This is a genomic window from Marvinbryantia sp., assembly GCF_047017445.1.
GTDB lineage: Bacteria > Bacillota > Clostridia > Lachnospirales > Lachnospiraceae > Marvinbryantia.
In genome coordinates this window covers 1-15,644 of sequence record NZ_JBKXTT010000018.1, presented here as the reverse complement: position 1 = coordinate 15,644, position 15,644 = coordinate 1, and the positions used below count along the sequence as shown (strand labels likewise).

Here is a 15,644-nt window from a genome sequence, read left to right as displayed (position 1 = left end):
GGCTATCTTTTTTGCTCACAGATATACGCGGTAACACTGTCTGTTCCCGCCAGAAAATCCTCCGCGGTCTGCACTGCCCTGGTATCCGGCTGAAGCTGTCCGGGCAATGTGCAGGCCGCGGAGATTGCTATACGTCTCATATTGTTTCTTTCCATACATAAAATCTCATCTCCGCATCGGAATACAGCGCAAGGCTGACCGAAATTTCCAGCATCCGGCTGTTCAGCCGGTGATACATGACGGCGGGTTTCCAGGGGATGCCAAGCAGATACTCACGCTCGCGTCCCGTAAGGCAGGAAAGCATCCGCGAGAGACGCGCTTCCCGGTCCCGCCGGATCGTTCCAAAGGGACAGGAGACATAAACGTTTTCTTCCCCGCTTCTTAAAATCTCTTTTTGCAGCAGCGCCCAAAGCGCACGCTCCGAAAGCCCTTCCGTGCTGATTTCCCGCGCATGCTCCGGCAGGCTTTCCCGCAGAATGCCGCGCTCCGTCAAGTGCCGGTACACCGTTTTTTCCACCCGCTCGCGGGGCGTTGGAAAGGTGAGCTGTTTCATAATAGCGTCCGTCGTATAGCCCAGATCGCAGAGGTGGCGGATCGCATCGCCGCTGGCTGCGTCATGTACAAAATCCGCCAGCGCCTCCTGGAAATACTTTTGTGGTTCTTCCTTTTGCTGCTTTTTCAAATCGGAAGTCTCTTCTTTTAAGTTTTTCACATCTCCCACCACCATTTCTCCTGCTTTGAACGCCCGGCTGTATTACCCGATCAGTATAGCATAAAAAGCCCTGCATTTCCATAGCGTCAAAAATATCCGCATTTCACTTTCCAAAATCAACAGGTGAATCTGCAAACAGGGGACGCTCCATTTCTGAAGCGTCCCCCGTATGTCATATATTCTCACTGCTCTTTAATTGCTGTGCCCTGCCGGCATATTATCCCACATTCATCCGCACGTAGCGCTCTGTGTAGGTCTCGCCCTCCTCCGGGATAACCATTCCATTCGTACCCCATACGAGATAGAGGTTTTCCAGTCTGTCCTCGTCGACCGCAAAGAGCAGGGTGTACTCCAGGGTTTCCCCTGCTTCCAGATCGCGGTAGAAGAAATGCGGATTCAGTTTTCCTGCATACGGCGACTGGTCAAAGTAAATTGCCCTGCCATCATAGCCAATGCTCTCCGACCACCCGTTAAGCGGCATTGTCGAGGTAGTGTCATACTTATAGTTACTCTCTTCAACCGGCTCCAGATATGCCATCTGCGGAGCACCCGCCCAGAAATCGATCGCCGCGTCGCTGATATTTTCTGCGGTAAGCGTAACCTTTAAGAATTTACGTTTTACATTTTCCGTTGTCTCCTCCGCATCGTCTTCGCCATCACCGGTAACTCTTGCATAAGAAGTTGCCGTGCCGTCCTCATTGATCTTCGGCGCAAGGTCCTCATCGTAATTAAAAAAGTTTTCCTGCGGATAATCTGCAATGGAGTCGATGACCTCTGCACTCTTTACCGCAATCCGGGTTGTGTTGACATCTTTTTCCTGCTCCGGATCCACAAACATATTCTTTATCTCAAAGCTCTCCCCGACATCATAAATATATTTCTGCGGCACGCCGGCTTCCAGTTTCGCCTGCTGCTCCTCATTCTCCTGCGCAATGCTCTCCTCGATCATTTTCTCCTGCGCTTCCAAATCCTCTGCACTCATGTATTCCAGCGTTTCCTCCTGCTTTGTGAACTGCAGTCCTTCCGCCACCTTCACCAGCTCTTCCATAGAAAGATCGTTTCCGCCAAAAAGAATACATACAAACCCATCGTTCTCATTGAACAGATAAATGCGCTTATCCATATACTTTGATCCTTTGGCTGCAGCGCCTTTCAGTGTGATCAGGTGCGCCTCCATACCGTTGATCGTGGTTTTTTCGATATTCTCAACGTTGTCCACATCCAGCAGCCCCGACTGCTGATCCAGATAGTTTGCCGTGACGGTATATATGGTAAAACCATTCTGCCAGGAGCCATCCGCGCACCAGGTGAGTTTATGCCCCGGCTGCTGCTCATATCCCTCCGGAACATATCCCGGCTCTGTATCTATCACATTTGGCGTCAGCTCGTAGTTAAATTCCAGCTTGTAGCTCAGCGTATCCTCGCTCTGCTCAACCGTTTTGGAGAACATGCCATTGATTGCCATGACTGTGACGGAGGATACCGCAAGAACCGCCGCCGCTGCCAGAGCCGCCCAGCGTCTCGGCATCCGTCTGCCCGGCCGCGCCGCGCTGCCTCTGTGTCCGCCTGCACGTCGCTTATCCGCGGCACGCATCGCTTCCCGTCCCGTCGTCTGTTCCTCGGCACGCACCGCTTCCCGTCCGTTCACGTTTCCTGCCGCCGCGCTGCTCTGGTACATGCGCTCCGTCTGCCGCTTCATTGCCGCATCTGCGCGCACGAAGCTGTACGCCTCCTGGATCTTCTGCTCTGTAAGCGCCGACGTGCTGATATCCCGGCGCAGAATCCGTTTCATTTCCGCTTTTGAGTATTTTCTATCCATAAATCGCTCCCGCCTCCTTCATCTCTAATTGCATCGCGAACTTTTTTCTGGCACGTACCAGCCTGCTCTTCACTGTGTGCTCGTTCATGTCAAGCAGTCCGGCGATTTCTTTCGTGTTGAAGCCCTCCACATAGTACAGCACCAGGATCGTCCGATACTTCTCATCGATCTGCTGCAAAAGCTCCCGAAATTCCACATCCGCAAAGCTTTCATCCGTTACCGCCTGCGCCTCCAGCTCCCCCGGAAGCTCTTCTCTATGGTTTTGCCGCAGGATATCCTTGCACCGGTTGATCACGATGCGGATCAGCCAGGTCTTAAAATACTGCGGCTGCTGCAGCGTATGTAATTTTTCGTAACAGGTCAGAATCGTATCCTGCATAGCATCAGCGACGTCCTGCTCGCTCGTCAGATAAGAGCGGGCAACCTTTAGCATACTCTGCCGGTTCAGCTCCATCAATTGTATGAAGCTCTCCGCGTCGTTCTCGTGCTGTGCCTTTTTCACCAGATGTTCCAAATTTACACCTCCATATCTGTAAACTACGCCTCGCCGCTTTTTGCTTATACCTGGCGGCGCCCGGCGTTTCAAAGACCGGTCTTTTTTCTTTTTACAATCATTAGACGTGCCGAAAGGAAAAAAGGATGCAGCCAAAGCAAAAAAATTTACATTTTTTATTCTTTGTGATATGATAGTAAAGCGCTCTTACTGTTTGCACAGGACTTTTGTTTCCTGCAGCGCAAAGGAAGCGCATTTTTTAAGGAAAGGATATCTGAACATGCCGCACCACAATCACCACTTTTTACATATTAACATACACCATCACCAGCAGCATCAGACACTGCTGACAGAGGGCCCGATCCCGCAGCGGATCATCTCTTTTGCCCTCCCGCTGTTTCTCGGAAATCTGTTTCAGCAGCTTTATAATACGGCGGATTCTCTGATCGTCGGAAATTTTCTCGGCAGCGAGGCGCTTGCCGCTGTCAGCTCCTCCGGAAGCCTTATTTTTCTGATGGTGGGATTTTTTAACGGGATCGCCCTCGGCGCGGGCGTCGTCACCGCACGCTATTTCGGAGCAAAAGATTATGAGACGACGCAGAAATCCATCCACACGACCGTTTCCTTCGGTATCGTGTGCGGACTTCTTCTGATGGTGCTCGGCATTTTTCTTGCCCCACAGATTCTCATCTGGATGGGAACGCCGGAAAATGTGCTTCCAAATTCGGTGCTGTATTTCCGCGTGTATTTCTGCGGCTCGCTTGCCTTCGTACTCTACAACATTTTCGTCGGCATCCTGCAGTCGGTCGGCGACAGCAGACGACCGCTGCTCTATCTGATTATTTCGTCGCTCACGAACATTGCGCTGGATCTTTTTTTTATCGCGGTGCTCGGCATGGGTGTCGGCGCTGCGGCGCTTGCCACGATCATCTCGCAGTTTTTAAGCGCCCTGCTCTGCCTGCACCACCTGACGCACGCGCCCCGGGAATACCGCATTTCCCTGAAAAAGCTGAAGATCGACCGGCAGATACTGCGCCAGATCATCTCCAATGGTCTGCCGTCCGGCATCCAGAATTCGATCATCTCGATCGCAAACGTAGTTGTGCAGTCCAATATCAACGCCTTCGGGCCGACGGCGATGGCAGGCTGCGGTTCCTACTCGAAGATTGAGGGCTTTGGTTTTCTGCCGATCACCTGCTTCGCGATGTCGCTGACCACCTTTGTCAGTCAGAACCTTGGCGCAAAGCAGTATGACCGCGCAAAGAAAGGCGCATACTTTGGCATTATCTGCTCCATCACACTGGCGGAGCTGGTCGGCATCACGATTTACCTTGCCTCCCCGGTGCTGATTTCTCTCTTTAACAGAGAAGCGGACGTCGTCGCCTTCGGCGTCATGCAGGCGCACACCGTCACGCTGTTTTACTTCCTGCTCGCCTTCTCGCACTGCATTGCCGGCATCCTGCGCGGCGCCGGGAAAGCGATCGTGCCGATGCTGGTCATGATGGTCTGTTGGTGCGTGATCCGTGTCAGCTACATCACCATTGCCGTGCGGATCGTCCCGCAGATCCAGACCGTGTTTTGGGCGTATCCGCTCACCTGGAGCCTAAGCTCCATCGTGTTCCTCATCTACTTTTTGAAAGCAGACTGGATACACGGCTTCGAAAAAAAGAAAAATGCCTAAAAAATTTGCCGCATCTTTGATGGATGCGGCAGTTTTTTACTGATGACTTGCTTCATAATCGCGGAAATCCTTCGCGCATTTTTTCAGCATTTCCCGGATCGGCAGATGGTACGGGCAGCGTCCCTCACACTCGCCGCACCCGATACAGTCGTCCGCTTTCACATTCAGGGTCTGGTAGCGGCTGTACGCCCAGTCTCCGAGACCGTATCTCTGCAGATAGCCCGCGAACAGAAATACGTTTGATATGCTGATGCCTGCGCTGCACGGCTGGCAGTAGTTGCAGCGGCGGCAGAAGTTTTCGCCGAGCTGCTCGCGCACAGCGGCGATCTTTTCCGCATCGTTCTTATCAAGCGGTCTTGCCTCCTCCACCGCTTCTACGTTCTGCGCAGCTTCCTCCAGACTGTACATACCCGGGATCACGATGGTAACGTCCGGATTTGCGCAGATATAGCGCAGCGCCAGAGACGCATCCTCGATCGCGCCGCCTGCAAGCGGCTTCATCGCGATAAAACCGATGCCGCGCTCGGAACAGACCTTCATCAGCGCCTCGCCCTGCGATTCCACGATGTTGTACGGGAACATGATCGTCTCCACCCATTCAAGCGTCAGCGCATGCTCAAACACCTGCAGGGAATGTGCCGTCAGCCCGATATGACCGATCTTTCCGGCCGCCTTTGCCTCCAGCAGCGCTTCCAGCGCGCCGCCCTCGCCCACAACCGTGTCGAGATCCGCCATCCCCGGATTGTGGATCTGGTACAGATCAATATAGTCGGTACGGAAATTTTTAAGGCTTGTCTCAATATCCCTTTCCATCGCTTCCTTTGTGCGCGCCATGCTCTTGGTCGCCAGCACAAATTTATCACGGATGCCTTCCAGCGCCTCGCCGAGAAGCTGCTCGCTGACAGTGTAGCCGCGGGCGCTGTCAATGTAATTGACGCCCTTCTCCATCAGTGCGCGCACCAGCTTTTTCACCTCTTCGGCGTTACTTTTCTGAATAGGGATGCCGCCGAGTCCCGCCTTTGATACCGTCAAGCCTGTCTTTCCAAGTGTTACGTACTTCATCTGTTGTTCCCTCCATGTTTCTTTTTCTCATTCCCAATGCCGATACGCTCCAGGCGTACTCGTCATCTATAAATTCTGTCAGACGGTGTTCGTTGCGCTCGCCGTCCATCACCGTCAGCACCGTCGCGGAAAGCGGCGGAAGCGTCATGGCGATCTCCCCGCTCCTCACCTCGTGAAATACGCGGTCTGTGTGGTAACCGTTCGCATCCGTCTGCATGATCTGGATCACATTATCCTCATCCGAGATTCCGATATCATAGGTGCGGATCTGCCGCTGCATCGGCGCATTGCTGTTGTTGAACACGATCAGATAGCGCTCGTCCTTCAGAAATCTCCCGTAGCAGATAAACTGATAATCCGTCGCGACCATCTTGATGGAGCCGCGCTTCAGCGCCGCACTCTCCTTGTGAATGCGGATCATCTCTTTGTGGAAAGCGATCAGCTCTGTATCCTCCCGTCCCCAGGGATAGGTACGGCGGTTGTCGGGATCCGTAAAACCGCAGACGCCCGCCTCGTCGCCATAGTAAATGGTCGGCGCACCCGGCCACGTCATCTGCATGACGACCGCCTCGCGCATGACCGCTTTATTGACGTCATGTCCCGCCGCCTCGCTTCCAAGCGACGCCACACGTCCGACTCTGTGGTTCGTGCGCGTAAGAAAGCGGGAATGGTCGTGATTGGAAAGCTCGTTCATCGCCACCTGGAGGGACGGTCCGAGAAAGCTTGTCATAGAATGCCCCATCGCCCACTCAAAATGCATTCCATTGCCAAGCATATCCTGCCGGTATTCGTCGCTGTGCTTCTCCATGCCGGTGAAAAACCAGGTGAGAGGCTCCATAAAAGCATCATAGTTCATAACAGTGTCCCACTCGTCGCCCTGCAGCCAGGAGCGTGGATCACCGTAATGCTCCGCCAGGATCAGCGCATCCGGGTTCGCCTCCTTGACGACCTCGCGGAATTCCTTCCAGAATTCGTGATTGTACTCGCTGGAAAAACCAAGATCCGCCGCCACGTCCAGACGCCATCCGTCCACATTGTACGGCGGAGAAACCCATTTTTTCGCGATCTGCAGAATGTAGTCGTGCAGCTTCTGTGAATGCTCATACGTCAGCTTCGGCAGCGTGTCGTGCCCCCACCAGCCGTCATAGTTCGGATTGTAGGGCCAGTTCTCACTGTTAAATTTGAAAAAGCTCCGGTAGGGGCTGTCCGCGGACACGTAAGCGCCCGGCTCATAGCCCGGCTGATTTTCGTAAATGCGCTCACGGTCAAGCCACTTATTGAACGAGCCGCAGTGATTGAACACCCCATCCAGGATGACGCGCATTCCCCGGCGGTGCGCCTCTTCCACCAGCTGAATGAAGAGCTGATTACTCGCCTCCAGGTTTTCCTTATCCGTCACGCGTGTGATGTAGCGGGTAGCGTGCTTATTCTCGTGGTCACCCTCCCGCAGAAGGTCTCCGGTATCCTTCACGATCTTCCCGTAATGCGGATCCACGTAATCATAGTCCTGGATGTCGTATTTATGATTAGACGGAGACACAAAAATAGGATTGAAGTAGAGCACATCTACGCCAAGCTCCTGCAGATAATCCAGCTTATCCAGCACGCCCTGCAGGTCGCCGCCGTAAAACTCGCGCACGCCCATACTCGCCGGGTATTGGTTCCAGTCGGTCACCTTTCTTGTCGTATCGCCGATATAAAAATATTCGCGGTCCTCCACGTCGTTCGTGGGATCTCCGTTGCAGAAGCGGTCAACAAAAATCTGGTACATCACCGCACCCTTCGCCCATTTCGGCGTGCGAAAACCCGGCACCAGCGTAAACCGGTATTCCTCGCGTACGTCCTTCGATACGCCGCGCTTATCAAAATAACAGACCAGCCGCCCCGCCTTCACCTTAAAACAGTAGCGCAGCGGATGGATGCCGATCGGCACATCTATTTTATAGTAATCAAAATATCCTTCTTCTCTGTCGAATTTCATCTGCAGCGTCTCTTTTGCCGTCTGCAGGTACACCGCATCAATATTATCCCGCTTTGCGCGGAAACGGATCGTAACTGTATCGCCGGGCTCCGGCTCCATCGGTGTCACAAAATTTTCTGTTTCGTCGCTGAACAGTGCAGATGCGATAAATACAGGACGCATCCCCAGAATATACAACTGCTTCTCGTTCAACAGCATCGTCTCGTCCCAGTTCAATGTTTTTCTCCTTTTGCAGAAATTACATATTTATTTTATACTATCCGCCGGGAAGATACAAGCACAACCTTCAAAACCCACGCCGCTTAAAAGCCGCGTAAAAGCCTTTTTTCCAGACTGCGTCATTTATCTGCCAACTGACGTTTCAGCACAACCTACAGGACCTGCCGCCGGCAGCTCCCTTCGGATGCATGGCAACGTAAAAAAGACAGCGGTTAGGCTGCCTTTTTTGGAGAAGGTATTTCTTCTTATGGGGTGTTGCAAAAACTATATAATGTATTGGGGGGTTTTACAATACGTAGTATAGCATGACTCCGCAAATAAGTCTACACAAACTTCACAAATTTTTCGGTGCATTTTTGTGCAAGATGCACATTCGCTTACGCAAAGAGTGCTTCGAACTCCTCCTGCCCGATCTTTTCCTTCTCAATGAGCAGTTTGGCGCAGGCGTGAAGCACCTCGATGTGCTCCTCGATAATCTGCCTTGCCTTTGTGTGCGCTTCGTCGATCAGACGCTTTACTTCCTCGTCGATCGTGGCTGCCACCGACTCGCTGAAGCCCCGCGACTGCGCGAGATCGCGCCCGATAAAGACTTCGTTTTCGTCAGTGCCGTAATCGATCAGCCCCACGCGGTCGGACATGCCGTAACGCGTCACCATCGCTTTTGCAAGGTGCGTCGCCTGCTTGATATCCTGCGAAGCCCCGGTGGTGATGTCGCCGATGATCAGCTCCTCCGCCACGCGGCCGCCCAGATCTACCACCAGCGTATCAAGCATCTTGCCCTTTGTCATAAACATTTCATCTTTCTCCGGCAGCGGCATTGTGTAGCCTGCGGCTCCCATGCCGGTCGGAATGATGGAAACGGTGTGTACCGGTCCCACGTTCGGAAGCACATGGAACAGGATCGCATGCCCCGCCTCATGGTATGCCGTAATGCGCTTTTCCGCGTCAGAGATCACGCGGCTCTTTTTCTCTGCGCCGATGCCCACCTTGATAAACGCCTGCTGGATATCCGCCTGCATAATGTACGCGCGGCTCTTCTTTGCTGCGTAGATCGCCGCCTCGTTCAGCAGGTTTTCCAGGTCCGCCCCGGTAAAGCCCGCCGTTGTGCGCGCGATGTCAGAAAGATTCACGTCGTCGCCGAGCGGCTTGCCCTTTGCGTGTACCTTTAAGATGTCCTCTCTGCCCTTGATATCCGGCTTGCCGACGCCGATCTTGCGGTCGAAGCGTCCCGGACGCAGGATCGCCGGATCAAGGATATCCACGCGGTTTGTTGCCGCCATCACGATGATGCCCTGGTTGACACCGAAGCCGTCCATCTCAACAAGAAGCTGGTTTAAGGTCTGCTCACGCTCGTCGTGACCGCCGCCCATACCGGTGCCTCTGCGGCGCGCCACCGCATCGATCTCATCAATAAATACGATACAGGGCGCGTTTTGCTTCGCCTCGGCGAACAGATCACGCACGCGTGATGCTCCGACGCCGACGAACATCTCCACGAAATCCGAGCCGGAAATGCTGAAGAACGGCACGCCCGCCTCGCCTGCCACCGCCTTTGCGAGCAGCGTCTTTCCGGTACCGGGAGAGCCGACCAGGATCACGCCCTTTGGAATGCGCGCACCCATCTTTGTGTATTTCTGCGGATCCTTTAAGAAATCCACCAGCTCCTGCAGGTCCTCTTTTTCCTCCTGCAGCCCGGCGACGTCCTTAAAGGTCACCTTCTTTGCATCCGGCATGACCAGCGTGGCGCGGCTCTTGCCAAAATTCATCATCTTATTTCCGCCGCCCGACTGCCGGTTCATCATGATGATAAATACCACCAGGATAATGCCCATCATCAGCACCGGAATGATGCTCGTGAGAAACGAGCTGTCCGTCGGGACGTCGTAGGTGTCGTAGGACACCTTATGCTGACGGAGCAGTTCCTCCGCCTCTCTTACATCCGTCACATACACCTGCTTTATGCTGCCGTCGCTCATAGTCAGCACGACCTCGCCGGTCGGCACTTCCGTGTTCTGGCGAAGATCCGCCGCCGCGACCGTGCCCTCCTCCAGCGCCTGCACAAATTCATTGTAGGTGCATTTTTCCTCCATTGTCACTCCGCCGCGCATCCCAAACAGGAGCAGCACGACCAGCACCAGAGCGATCAAATAAACGCCAATACCTCTTGTACTTCTGTTCAAAAAATAGTCTCCTTTCCTTACAGCTCCACAACGCCCACATACGGCAGATTGCGGTAGCGCTGCGCATAATCAAGTCCGTAACCCACGACAAATTTATCCTCGATCTCAAAACCGGTGTAATCCACCTTCACATCCTTCACCCGGCGATCCGGCTTGTCGAGCAGCGTGCAGAGCGCAAGGCTCGCCGGATTTCTTGCCTGCAGGATCTCCAGCAGATAGCTCAGCGTCCTGCCGGAATCAATGATATCCTCGATTACAATAACATGTTTTCCCTCCAGCGGCTCGTCGAGGTCCTTGACGATCTTCACCACGCCGCTTGATTTCGTGTCCGAACCGTAGCTGCTGCAGGACATAAAGTCCAGCGTTACCGGAACGGTAATTCTCTTTGCCAGCTCGCAGGTAAAAAAGATGCTGCCCTTGAGCACGCAGATCAGATGCACCGCCTTTCCCTCATAGTCCTCGCTGATTTTTCTTCCCAGTTCCTCAATCTTTCTGTCCACTTCCTCTTCCGGAATCAATACGCTGATTTTCTCCGACATCGTTTTCTCCCATCCTCCGTATCTCTAAAATTCTCTTTGTCTCCGGAGATACCCTGTATGCCTCGCTGATGCGGTGTCCGATCACCCACAGAATCTCACTCCCCTGTGCGAGCAGCAAAACGTGATCCCGCTGCGCTGCCGGTATCTTCTCTTCGATAAGGTATTCCTTCAATTTCTTTTTCCCGCCCTGCCGGTTGACGACGATATAGTCCCCCGGTCTGCGTGTGCGGATAAAAAGATTATTGCCTATTTTATCACAATCCAGCCATCTCGTATATGTATTTTGAAAAAAATTTTTATTTTCATTTGGAAAAATCTGCAGGGTAAAGACGCCCTCCGGCGTTTCGCAGCTTCCGGGCGCCTCTGCGCGCGCTGCAAAGGAAAACGGCTCCGCATCGCTGCTCCTTTTCCGAAGGATCAGCTTATCAAAGCTGCGCTCTGCCTGCCAGCCGCCGGGAAGCTCCGTGCGCCGCCCCGACTGTCCCGCAAGGAGCCTCTGCATATCCGCGATATGCCTGCGCCCGATATCCTTTAACGGGCAGCCCGCCCTTCTGAGACTTTCGCGCAGCGCATATTCCTGCAGAAGAACCGGCTTTTCACGCAGGGCTGCCGCGTCAAGCCGCGCTTCTCCCTCAGAAAACACCGCCAGGGCGCAAAGGCAATTTTCCGTCTCCTGCTCCATATACGCCTGCACGCGCTGCAGCTCCTGCGCAAGCGCCGCGATATGCGCGCGGCTCGCGCTGTTGATCTCTTTTTCGAAAACCGGAAGGATCTGATGACGGATGCGGTTGCGCGCATAGTCCAGTCCGCTGTTGGTGGCGTCCGTGCGCCACGTCTGGGAATGCCCGCGCAGGTACGCCTCGATCTCCGCGCGGCTTAAGCAAAGCAGCGGACGAATGATATTGCCGCGCACCGGACGGATCCCGCCCGCACCTGTCAGCCCGCTTCCGCGCGCAATCTGAAAAAGCACTGTCTCCGCCTGATCGTCCTGGTTGTGCGCCACCGCGATCTTATCGGCCCCCAGCTCTTCCCGGATGCGCTCAAACGCCTCGTAGCGCGCCCGCCGCCCGGCTTCCTCCACAGAAAGCTTCTCCCGCTTTGCCATTTCCGCCACCTGACAGGAAACCAGGCGAAAGTCTATCTTATGCTCCCGGCAGATTTTCTCCACAAACCGGGCGTCCCCGATGCTCTCCTGCCCGCGCACGCCATGCTCCACATGCACCACGGTAAGGGAAAAGGGCAGCAGCCGCCGGTAATCGAGCAGCACAAAAAACAGGCACATGGAATCTGCGCCTCCCGACACGCCTGCTATCACCTTATCGCCCGCCCGGATCATAGCGTGCTCCTCCATATAGGCAAATACCTTCTGCATACGTACTCTCCTTATTTTTTCCAGAATCCGCCCGCGAGGATGGTCATATCGTCCTTCGCATCGCCGTCTGTGAAGGACAGCGCCTGCTCCATCAGAAGCTCCGCAAACTCCGCCGGATTGTCGGAATTTATCTTCAGAATGAGATATTTCATCAGCTCTTCCTGCTCCTCCTGCGGCAATGCATCCAGCACGCCGTCCGACACCATCACGATCAGATCGCCGTGCTCCAGGCGCTTGCGCGAGCGCTCAAAGTCCACCTCCTGGAAAACACCGACCGGCAGGCTTGTGGAGGTGACCGTTTCCACCCAGCCTGCGCGCCGGATAAAGGTGGTCGCCGCGCCGATCTTTAAAAATTCACACTGCCCACTGTACAGGTTTATTCCGCAAATGTCAAGTGTGGAAAACCGCTGCATTCCCCGCTGGAGCACCATCGCAGAGTTGATCATCCGCACCGCCGTCTCCGCGGTGAATCCCGCTCCCATAAACTGCTCCAGAAGCTCGATGACCGTCTGGCTCTCCCTGTTTGCGCGCACGCCGCTTCCCATGCCGTCCGAGATGCCAAGGATCACCTGGCCGTGGCTGCCCGTCAGTACGGAAAAATTATCTCCGCACGCCGTCTGCCCCGCGCAGGTCCTCATCGCCGAGCCGGTGAGCATGTAGTAGCCTGTCTCCTCCACAAAATGAAGGGTGGCAGGCTCCGCCCCAAGGGTGAGCCTGCTGTTGCGCTCCGGCACGAGCGGACGGCTGCACACCTTTGAGAGCGTATCGGCGATCGCCTTCACCGAAACGCAGTGCCTGCGCGGTGTTTTTGCCGTCAGCACCACCTCCGGCGGTCCCCAGCTATTCTTTACGATGCGCAGGTTCTGCACCCGTACATTCTGCAGCCGCAGCTTTGCTTTCACCTTATGCTCCAGCTCGCTGTCCGCGTCGTCAGCCTCGTAAACCGTGCAGGCGATCTCCTGTATGATCTGCGCCGTCTCGGAGAGCTGCCTTGCCACCGCCGCCCTGTTTTCCAGCATCCGGTTGCTCCACATCAGATTGATGCGCGCCTGGCAGAAGCTGCCCCGCAATTCCTGTGCAAAAGAATAGCCCTTCACGCAGTAGCGCGCGAAGCGTTCCTCCGCTGCCGGGCAGTCGCCGCTCTCTTCTCCGTCCTCCGCCACCGCCGTCAGCAGATCGTAGACGAGCCGCGCGGTCCTCTCCTCATTCTTTTCCCAGCACTGCGCATATTTTCCGCAGGTGCGGCAGACCCTGCTTTGCACCGTGTCGTATATTTCCTCCAGATCGTCCCCGCTCAGCTCCTCTTTCTGGGATGGAAGATACTGAAAAACCTCCGCAAGCCGCTGAAACGACTCCGCGCAGCGCTCGATCCGTCCCTTTTCTGATGCTCTCTCCCACTCTTCCATCTCATTGCCTCCCAGAACCTGCAGTCTCACCTTTAAGTATACACGGGATCACGCGCATAATTTGTCAAAAGAGCGGGGAAGCGCAAATATTTTTGATAACCAGTCCGCAGCCAGGACGCGTGCGTTGTCACCTATTTCGTCGAAAAGGCGCCGCACCTTTCGTGCAGCGCCTTATTACGCCTGTTTTGTATGTACTAAGAAAACAGCGGCTTTAACGCCTCGGCAAGCTGATCCTTCTGCGCCTGCGCCTCAGCAAGATCTTTGCCGAGCGTGGTGAAGTAAGTCTTGATCTTCGGCTCTGTGCCGGACGGACGAACGACTACCGTTGCGCCGCCCTCCAGTGCGTAGATCAGCACGTTTGCTGCCGGAAGCCCTGTCTCTTCCGGTTTCTTGTAGTCCGTAACCTTCGTTACTTTGTAACCGGCAATATCCGCCGGCGGATTCTCACGAAGCTGCTGCATGATGCCGGCCATCTTGTCCATGCCGGTAAGTCCCGGGAATTCGAAGCTGTCCACCTTGTTCAGATAACGGCCGTATTCTTTGTAAATCTCTTCCATGCGCTGCTTTAAGGAACTGCCGATGCTTCTGTAGTAAGCCGCCATCTCGCAGATGAGCATGGAACCGATCACCGCGTCCTTGTCGCGCACATACGGACCTGCCAGATAGCCGTAGCTTTCCTCGAAGCCGAAGATAAAGCGGTCTACCTCGCCTGCCGCCTCCAGACCTGCGATCTGGTCGCCGATCCACTTGAAGCCGGTGAGTACGTTGCGCATCTCCACGCCATAGTGCTTTGCAACTGCGTCTGCAAGCGGTGTGGATACGATGGATTTCACGGCAACTGCCTTTTCCGGCATGGTGCCCTTCTCGATGCGTCCTGCGCAGATGTAGTCCAGCAGAAGAACGCCCATCTCGTTTCCGCTTACCAGCTCATAGGAGCCGTCCGGGCACTTCATCGCGATACCAACGCGGTCTGCATCAGGGTCGGTCGCAAGCATCAGATCCGCGCCCGTCTCCTTTGCAAGCTCCAGCCCTTTTTCCAGCGCCGCAAAGATTTCCGGATTCGGATAGCTGCAGGTGGTGAAATAGCCGTTCGGATACTCCTGCTCCGGAACGATGGTGATATCTGTGACGCCGATGTCTTTCAGCACCTGGGTAACCGGAACAAGACCGGAACCGTTTAAGGGACTGTAAACCAGCTTCAGTCCGGCAGTTTTGCACAGACCCGGACGAACCTGGCGGGACTCGATCGCCTCATAGAACGCCTTCTTGCAGTCGTCGCCGACAAAACGGATCATGCCGTTCTCAACGCCCTCTGCGAAAGAAACATATTTTGCGCCGTCGAGTACATCCGTCTTCTGGATCTCATCGTAAACGATTGCAGCCGCGTCGTCTGTCATCTGGCAGCCATCCGGACCGTATGCCTTGTAGCCGTTGTATTTTGCAGGATTGTGGGACGCCGTCACCATAATGCCTGCGTTGCACTCATAGTAGCGTGTAGCAAAGGAGAGCGCCGGTACCGGCATCAGCGCGTCGTAAATGCGCACCTTTATTCCGTTTGCAGCGAGCACACCTGCCGCCGTCTTTGCAAACACATCGCTCTTTAAGCGGCTGTCGTAGCTGATCGCCACAAGCTGATTGCCGCCCTGTGTCTTTACCCAGTTTGCAAGTCCCTGGGTAGCCTGGCGCACCACGTAGATGTTCATGCGGTTTGTGCCTGCTCCGAGCACACCGCGAAGTCCTGCGGTGCCGAATTTAAGCGCTACCGCAAATCTGTCCTTGATCTCATCGTCATTTCCCTCAATTTTTGCCAGCTCTGGTCTTAAATCTGCATCCTCCAGGTCTGCAGCAAGCCAGCGTTTGTAATCTTCCTGATACATTTTCCCCACTCCTGATTATTATTTTAAATCGTTTTGTACAAAATGACAAAATCTTAGTTCTAATATAGCGCTTTTCTGTGCATCTGTCAATGAAAAGTAATCTGTCGGGGCTGATAAAGTGCTATTTCGTTACTGTTCAGGTCAGGACTTTGCATTCACTGCAAAGTCCGTAAGAAAGTGATTCCGGTGTGAGCAAATCCCATTCGCGGAGCAAATTTTAAATGGATTTGCGAATGTTACTGTGAACAACGTGAACCAATGTCATTTAGTTAAGGCAATTGAAAAAGATCAATCTGAAGGTCT

At 54.4% G+C, this 15,644-nt stretch carries 12 protein-coding genes; 1 reads left to right on the top strand and 11 read right to left on the bottom strand.

What is annotated here, in order from left to right; all coding sequences use genetic code 11:
• Window positions 1-2 precede the first annotated feature (2 nt).
• The 4 genes from ACLU9Q_RS16770 to ACLU9Q_RS16755 form a co-directional block, all read right to left on the bottom strand.
• A complete protein-coding gene (locus ACLU9Q_RS16770; protein WP_298514682.1) occupies window positions 3-155 on the bottom strand; it encodes a hypothetical protein in 153 nt (50 codons plus the stop codon).
• Window positions 137-721 carry a hypothetical protein gene (locus ACLU9Q_RS16765; protein WP_296841240.1) on the bottom strand — a complete coding sequence of 195 codons (585 nt, stop codon included), beginning with the start codon at window positions 719-721 and terminating at the stop codon, window positions 137-139. Before ACLU9Q_RS16765 ends, ACLU9Q_RS16770 begins: the two co-directional genes overlap by 19 nt.
• A gap of 208 nt (window positions 722-929) precedes the next feature.
• Window positions 930-2,531, bottom strand: a complete 1,602-nt coding sequence (locus tag ACLU9Q_RS16760) for a DUF4367 domain-containing protein (protein ID WP_412625671.1) — start codon at window positions 2,529-2,531, stop codon at window positions 930-932.
• Complete coding sequence (locus ACLU9Q_RS16755; RefSeq protein ID WP_412625670.1) at window positions 2,524-3,045, bottom strand: RNA polymerase sigma factor; 522 nt, start codon at window positions 3,043-3,045, stop codon at window positions 2,524-2,526. Before ACLU9Q_RS16755 ends, ACLU9Q_RS16760 begins: the two co-directional genes overlap by 8 nt.
• 259 nt (window positions 3,046-3,304) lie before the next feature.
• On the opposite strand from ACLU9Q_RS16755, the gene ACLU9Q_RS16750 reads away from it, so the two are divergent.
• Window positions 3,305-4,705 (top strand): MATE family efflux transporter, encoded by a 1,401-nt coding sequence (locus tag ACLU9Q_RS16750; protein WP_296839913.1) that lies wholly within the window; start codon window positions 3,305-3,307, stop codon window positions 4,703-4,705.
• Window positions 4,706-4,741: 36 nt separating this feature from the next.
• On the opposite strand, the gene ACLU9Q_RS16745 is transcribed toward ACLU9Q_RS16750, so the two are convergent.
• The 7 genes from ACLU9Q_RS16745 to ACLU9Q_RS16715 form a co-directional block, all read right to left on the bottom strand.
• On the bottom strand, window positions 4,742-5,767 hold the full coding sequence (locus tag ACLU9Q_RS16745) for an aldo/keto reductase (RefSeq protein WP_296839911.1): 1,026 nt from the start codon (window positions 5,765-5,767) through the stop codon (window positions 4,742-4,744).
• Entirely contained in the window at window positions 5,688-7,946 is a 2,259-nt protein-coding gene (locus ACLU9Q_RS16740; protein WP_296839921.1) for a glycoside hydrolase family 13 protein, read from the bottom strand. The genes ACLU9Q_RS16745 and ACLU9Q_RS16740 overlap by 80 nt, the downstream gene beginning before the upstream one ends.
• A gap of 398 nt (window positions 7,947-8,344) precedes the next feature.
• A complete protein-coding gene (ftsH, locus tag ACLU9Q_RS16735) occupies window positions 8,345-10,147 on the bottom strand; it encodes an ATP-dependent zinc metalloprotease FtsH (RefSeq protein WP_296839908.1) in 1,803 nt (600 codons plus the stop codon).
• A 17-nt stretch (window positions 10,148-10,164) separates the two neighbouring features.
• Window positions 10,165-10,686 carry a hypoxanthine phosphoribosyltransferase gene (gene hpt, locus ACLU9Q_RS16730; protein ID WP_296839905.1) on the bottom strand — a complete coding sequence of 174 codons (522 nt, stop codon included), beginning with the start codon at window positions 10,684-10,686 and terminating at the stop codon, window positions 10,165-10,167.
• Complete coding sequence (tilS, locus tag ACLU9Q_RS16725) at window positions 10,631-12,058, bottom strand: tRNA lysidine(34) synthetase TilS (RefSeq protein ID WP_296908368.1); 1,428 nt, start codon at window positions 12,056-12,058, stop codon at window positions 10,631-10,633. The genes hpt and tilS overlap by 56 nt, the downstream gene beginning before the upstream one ends.
• 11 nt (window positions 12,059-12,069) lie before the next feature.
• A complete protein-coding gene (locus ACLU9Q_RS16720) occupies window positions 12,070-13,464 on the bottom strand; it encodes a SpoIIE family protein phosphatase (RefSeq protein ID WP_412625669.1) in 1,395 nt (464 codons plus the stop codon).
• A 194-nt stretch (window positions 13,465-13,658) separates the two neighbouring features.
• A complete protein-coding gene (locus tag ACLU9Q_RS16715; RefSeq protein ID WP_412625667.1) occupies window positions 13,659-15,341 on the bottom strand; it encodes a phospho-sugar mutase in 1,683 nt (560 codons plus the stop codon).
• Between the last annotated feature and the right edge of the window lie 303 nt (window positions 15,342-15,644).